We start from the raw sequence: 5510 nt of genomic DNA, 5'->3' as shown, positions 1-5510 counted from the left end.
TATTTTGGCAAACCGATTCAGTCATGGCATTGTCTAGAATACATAGATGATATTTTTTGTCAATGCGTAAGTCCTATCCAAATAAAAAAACCCTCCCCAACAAGGAGAAGGGAGGGTGAAATGACAGTGAGAAACTTAAGTTTTTGCAGAATTAACAATAAGGAGTTACATCTTCGCCACATTCGTCAGCCAAATAACACAAAGCTCGAAAGCGCAGCCCAACCACTTGCTCGTAAAGCGGATTTAACTTGCACAGTGGCGGAATGGAAAATAAAGTGCGATCGCCAATTTTGACTTCTCGCTCAAACGGACACTGGCTGGGAATAAACTTACACAGAAACCGAGCCCACTTTTGACTTTTAATTGCAGTGTTATCAAGCCATTGTTTTAGCGGATGCAAGGGGTCAAAGTGTGGCTTTTGACCGTAAGGTTGAGAAATTGTAGCGACATTAACGGCGGTTTCTTGTTTGCCAAATCCTACCCAATGTGGCAGAGTTCGGTAGGAGACTGTATGCTCAAATACGTTCATTTTGCTCTCTTCCTCTTTTATAACGAGGTGCCAAGAACTCTCTGTAGAGCTTGTGCGATATTATCTACAATCAGTATCTACAGCATCTCGTTTTGCTTTACCGGATTGAACTTCTTAAATTTATGACTTAGGGCGAGAAAAGTAGTTCCTGATTTTTTTAAAGACGGTGTGCGCTCTAAAAAGTGTCCTCATTTCAAGCCCAACAATTGATGGATAGGGTAAAAATTCTGTCTTCTACGTTTTAGCTTCAACCTTGGGTTGAGTCTCCTTTTGTAGTTCAATTACAATTCTGACGCATCCAGGTGAATTATCCTATACGTGAAAATGCGGAACTTTTAATAAAACTTATAATATTTCTAAATAAGCTCTGCTGCAAAAAACCCTGAAACCTTGACCCAACAATCTTTGCTCGCGATCGCCCAGAAACTCCTACAATGAGAAATAATCGGTATCACCGCCCTCACCACCCATGAGTAACCCAGAAACCAAAGCTATCGCCCGCGAATTGCAAAGCCACGCCGCCATTCTCGGTGGCTTCGTCTCCCTCCTCTGGATTATCGAAATTGTCGATGTATTCGTGTTCCGAGGCAGGCTGAATGCCTACGGAGTCCGCCCCCGCAGCCTCGACGGACTTCAAGGCATCCTGTTGATGCCTTTTCTGCATGGCAGTTTTGCTCACTTAGCCGCCAATACCCTCCCTTTTGTGACATTGGGTTGGTTGATAATGCTGCGAGAAATTAGCGACTTTTTTATCGTGAGTGCCGTCACTGTGCTAGTCAGCGGATTCGGAGTTTGGCTGAGTGGCGCGCCTAATTCCGTCCACATTGGTGCCAGCGGATTAATCTTTGGTTACTTCGGCTTCTTGCTGCTACGGGGCTATTTTGAACGCAGCTTTACATCTATTTTGGTATCTTTAATTGTCGGTTTCTTCTACGGCAGTTTAATTTGGGGAGTTTTGCCCTCGCAGCCGGGAGTTTCCTGGCAAGGGCATTTCTTTGGCTTTGTGGGTGGCGTATTAACAGCTCAACTTTTGGGGCGGCAGAAACGGCGAATTAACTAGAATAAGACTGAGGCTGCATCCTATCATCACCTTGGTTTATTGCTCATAAATTATCTAAAAGCGTAGGTTTTTTGTCACTAAACCTGGTTTCTTGTGTAAGATCAAATCCACTCTTCATCGGAATATAGCAATCCTAAATCATTCAGATAAATTTGTAGGGGGTAGTGCTACCCCTACTCCCCGTGCCTACCCCCTATTTATCGGGGCAACCACGGGGAGTAGGGGTCGGATTGCCCCTACAATAATTACGCAAATCATTTAGGATTGCTATAGTAAATTCGAGTTCAGTGTTCACGGCGTTGACTGTTGACTGTTCACGGCGTCAACAGTCAACAGTCAACAGTCAACATCATAAGGAGTGTTACCGGAAATGATATAACAATTGCGTCCCGGATAGCAAGACTAACTGCTGACCAATAATTCAACGCGCGCCGGCAAGCACACAGTAAAAACCGAACCGCAACCTAACTCGCTTTCAACCTGCATATCACCACCCATCATCACGCAAAAGTGACGGCTAATAGTCAATCCCAAACCCGTGCCGCCATACTTGCGGGTAGTTGATGCGTCGCCCTGCATAAATGCTTGAAATAAATGCTGCAATTGTTCGGGGGGAATCCCAATGCCCGTATCAGCTACGCGAAAAATTATTGAGTCGGAAGGTTCTGCTATTTCTTGAGTGGTTAAGCTGTCATGTTTAACTCTTTCAATGCAGAGAGTAATAGTGCCATGTTCCGTAAATTTGGCTGCATTGCTCAGCAGGTTGAGCAATATTTGACGAGTTTTGGTAATGTCCGCATACATCATTCCCAAGTCGTCAGCACAATCAACTTCAAACTTATTAGAATTTTTATCTACCAAGGGTTTGACAGTAGAAACTACCTCGTCAATTAAATTAACCGGGTTGAAAGTTTCTAAGTAAAGTTCCATCCGCCCCGCTTCAATCTTAGAAATATCTAGAATGTCGCTAATTAAAGATAGCAAGTGTTTCCCCGCTGTTTGAATTTTTTGTAAGTCGGGAATAAAATCTTCGCAGCCTAAATCCTCGGCGTCTTCTTTGAGCATATCGCTGTAACCAATAATCGCGTTGAGGGGAGTTCGCAATTCGTGGCTCATATTAGCTAAAAAGGCGCTTTTGGCTTGGTTTGCTGCTTGAGCAGTTTGAGCTACTTTTTGGAATTCTTCTGCTAATTTTCGCTGGGTAATATCTTCAGCAATACCGACAATGCGGTAAATTTCTCCGGTTTGGCTGCGGACTGGAAAAGCCCGATCGCGCACCCAGCAAACTGAACCGTCCGAGCGCACTACCCGATACTCCTCATCATAATCGCCCCGCACCTGTTTCTCAAAAGCAGCCTTGACGCGATCGAGATCCTCCTGGTGAATAGCATCCCAAAAAGCCTCCGCTTCTGACTGCAAACTCTGACAGCTCACATTCCATATTTTCTCGCAAGCCGGACTCACATAAACTAGCTGCTTTTGATTGGGTTCTCTAATCCAAAATACCTCATGAATATTTTCTGCCAACTGGCGAAACCGCTCCTCGCTGGCCCGCAACTTCTCCACAGCACTGTGAAATTCAGTCACATCCTGAATCAGCGATGCCACTCCGATGATGCTGCCGTCAGCATCAACCAAAGTCGTATTGTACCACTCGCACAGAATTATTTTGCCGTCTTTTCTGATGTTCTCATTAAGGCTGGTAACTCCTCCTGTATTAGTCAGCAAAGTTATAGATAGTTGCCTCACATACTCCTTAGCACTTTCAGGAACTATGAGATCGACTCCGTGGCATCCCATAGCTTCCAAGCGGTTGTATCCAAAAATTCTTTCCGCTGACAAATTCCATTCCGCTACTTCAAAGTTTAGATTCCATTCAATCGCTCCCAAAGGAGTTTGGTGAAGATGGAGAGCCAGTTTTTGCTGCGAGTTTTTCAGAGAAATAATTAATTCATTTTTGTCGGCGATCGCAGATTGTACCCGATCTTCGAGAGTAGTAAACGACTCTTCCAATTGAGCGGCCATCATATTAAAAGAGCGAGCCAGAACACCCACCTCATCCTCCCGATCTACAGACGCCATCAACCGGGAATCTACCACCATCCCGTCCCATTCTCCCCGGGACAAAGCCTCCGCAGCCCTGCTCAGACGCCGAATCGGTACAACAATCCACCTAGAAGTCAGAGCGCCAATCGCCGTTGCCAGCACCAAAGCACCCAGACACATCACCACAGTATACTGAGTGTTGGCATGAATCCTTTCCATAAAATCGGCTTCAGGAACCGTCACCACAATCAACCAGTCGAGGCCCCTGCTGTCTAAAAGCGGCGTCACCTGTAGAAATTGCCGTTGACCGTCGATCGTAAAATCTAACTGGCGAGATCTGTCAATTTTGTGCAAATCTCCGAAGTGTTCTGTCAAATAGCGGGCGGTCGATCGAATGAGAACATTCTTGCTGCTCGTTGCCACAATCCGTTTCGCAACACCATTGCTAACAATAAATGGCGGTTCCGGGGTAGAATTTGCCACCAATTGCCCAGACCTTTCTACAATAAAAGTCTGTCCTGATTTCCCAATTTTTAGAGTTCCCAAGAAGTGATTGAGCTTGGCAAGTGCCAAGTCAGAACCCAGGATGCCAATCAGTTTACCATCATCGCCATAAACTGGTTGAGCAGCCGTAATCGCTAGTTTGGGAGCGTCAAAAAAATTATAGATTTTACTCCAAGTCGGTTTGCCTGCGCGCACCGGAGCTATGTACCAAGGTCGGACGCGGGGGTCGTAGTTGAGAGTAGTTTTGAATAGCTTGGTTGGTTCCTCGAGCTCGGACAGCGCGTAGCTATGCAAGTTATAGCCAGTAGATGGATTAGAAATCTGAACTTGCAACTTGCCGTCGTCGAGGCGTTCAACTCCAATAAAATCTTTTTCTTCCGATGCGAATTGAATGTAGCTAATTTTATCAAAAATTTTGATTTGTTTGTAGAAGTAGCGTTGCAAACTATCACTATCCTGCAGGTTCACAATGCCGAGACGGATGGCATCGAGATTGAGCTGATTGATTTGGTGTGGCGTTTCAATATAACTATTAATATGTTGCTGGATACGCGATGTGACTTCTGCCCGCAGTTGTGCGGCAACATCGTTGACGGCTATGCGCCCGTTCCGCAGCGACAGCCACCCCGTCAACCCTACCGCAGCGAAAGTCTGGAGGGCAAAAGGCACAACAAGGACGATGCGAATTGGCACTTTGCCTGACATTTTTAAAATCTGGTCGGTCAGATATTTGATTGGCATGGTAAAGCAGAACTATTATGAACCCACAACATTCCGGTCATTCGATTTTAGATTTTAGATTTTAGATTTTAGATTTTAGATTGACACCACGGATAAATCCGGGGGCTTGAGGATGCAAGGATTTTGGATGTTGGATTGATTCCACGGATAAATCCGGGGGCTTGTACCATTAAGAAATTATTGGTCAAGTACAACTTGATGAGCGCAGGTTTTGAAGTTGAGATGGTTTTATAGCAATCCTAAATCATTTGTAAAAATATGTAGGGGTAGTGCTACCCCTACTCCCCGTGCCTACCCCCTATCTATCGGGGCAACCACGGGGAGTAGGGGTCGGATTGCCCCTACAAGAATTACACGAATCATTTAGGATTGCTATAGTAGGCAAAGTGCTGTTAAGAGTTCGGAATCTGCCGCTGGCAACTGAATTTTTAACGACTGCCACCGCCATCTTAGCGCGATCGTCCGCTTGGGGAACATTGGCGATCGAGATGAATGCAGTATCAATCCTGGACTCACTCTACACGCTCATCCTATTATAGATTTGAGATTAAAGAATTTAGGACTTACGCATTGACAAAATAACCAAACAGTGTATTGATAAATAATTGTCGTCTCCTTTCTAAGTATGGA

Annotated in this window: 4 protein-coding genes; 2 read left to right on the top strand and 2 right to left on the bottom strand. The window is 45.1% G+C overall.

The genetic code is table 11. The features are described 5' to 3' along the window. Positions 1–151: 151 nt before the first annotated feature. Positions 152–529, bottom strand: coding sequence for a Mo-dependent nitrogenase C-terminal domain-containing protein (locus tag QUA16_RS35415; protein ID WP_333109401.1), 378 nt, complete (start codon positions 527–529; stop codon positions 152–154). A gap of 469 nt (positions 530–998) precedes the next feature. On the opposite strand from QUA16_RS35415, the gene QUA16_RS35410 reads away from it, so the two are divergent. Continuing rightward, positions 999–1589, top strand: a complete 591-nt coding sequence (locus QUA16_RS35410; protein WP_333109402.1) for a rhomboid family intramembrane serine protease — start codon at positions 999–1001, stop codon at positions 1587–1589. 402 nt (positions 1590–1991) lie between these two features. Here the strand turns inward: QUA16_RS35410 and QUA16_RS35405 are convergent, their stop codons facing one another. Beyond that, positions 1992–4880: a PAS domain S-box protein gene (locus QUA16_RS35405; protein WP_445252235.1), complete on the bottom strand. Its 2889-nt coding sequence runs from the start codon at positions 4878–4880 to the stop codon at positions 1992–1994. 335 nt (positions 4881–5215) lie between these two features. Between QUA16_RS35405 and QUA16_RS35400 the strand changes: the two genes are divergently transcribed. Continuing rightward, positions 5216–5419: a hypothetical protein gene (locus QUA16_RS35400; RefSeq protein ID WP_333109404.1), complete on the top strand. Its 204-nt coding sequence runs from the start codon at positions 5216–5218 to the stop codon at positions 5417–5419. Positions 5420–5510 lie beyond the last annotated feature (91 nt).

This window comes from Microcoleus sp. S13_C3 (assembly GCF_036700905.1).
Classification (GTDB): domain Bacteria; phylum Cyanobacteriota; class Cyanobacteriia; order Cyanobacteriales; family Microcoleaceae; genus Microcoleus.
Note: the sequence above shows the minus strand (reverse complement) of the source record. Positions and strands in the feature narration are given on the sequence as shown.